This window comes from Nonomuraea sp. NPDC048916 (genome assembly GCF_040649575.1).
GTDB lineage: Bacteria > Actinomycetota > Actinomycetes > Streptosporangiales > Streptosporangiaceae > Nonomuraea.
Genome location: NZ_JBEZFS010000179.1, coordinates 1 through 566 on the forward strand (window position 1 = coordinate 1; position 566 = coordinate 566).

Sequence of the window (566 nt, forward strand, 5' to 3'; positions counted from 1 at the left end):
CGGGAACGACGAGAGTCTTTCGGAGCGATTCCGTGAGGCTCCGGCCGCGCACTGGGAGAAGGTCCTGGTCGAGGCCGGTATTCCAGCTGCCGAGGTCCTTTGTGACCTTGATGCGCTGGTTCATGACGAGCGTCTTGCGCCCTTGTTCGAGCCCTTCGAAGATGGCGGGCAAGCACCGGTGGCGCCGTGGGTGTTCGAGTGAAAGCTTGATATCGAATTCCTGCAGGTCCCCGGGGATCGGTCTTGCCTTGCTCGTCGGTGATGTACTTCACCAGCTCCGCGAAGTCGCTCTTCTTGATGGAGCGCATGGGGACGTGCTTGGCAATCACGCGCACCCCCCGGCCGTTTTAGCGGCTAAAAAAGTCATGGCTCTGCCCTCGGGCGGACCACGCCCATCATGACCTTGCCAAGCTCGTCCTGCTTCTCTTCGATCTTCGCCAGCAGGGCGAGGATCGTGGCATCACCGAACCGCGCCGTGCGCGGGTCGTCGGTGAGCCAGAGTTTCAGCAGGCCGCCCAGGCGGCCCAGGTCGCCATTGATGCGGGCCAGCTCGCGGACGTGCTCAT

General features: G+C 63.1%; 1 protein-coding gene and 1 pseudogene. One reads left to right on the forward strand and one right to left on the reverse strand.

The features are described from left to right. Positions 1–202 (forward strand): hypothetical protein (locus AB0C16_RS40315; protein WP_357691450.1); only part of this gene is annotated, 202 nt, incomplete at its 5' end. A gap of 161 nt (positions 203–363) precedes the next feature. Here the strand turns inward: AB0C16_RS40315 and AB0C16_RS40320 are convergent. Next, positions 364–566, reverse strand: a pseudogene (locus AB0C16_RS40320) (conjugal transfer protein TraJ); the annotation flags it as partial.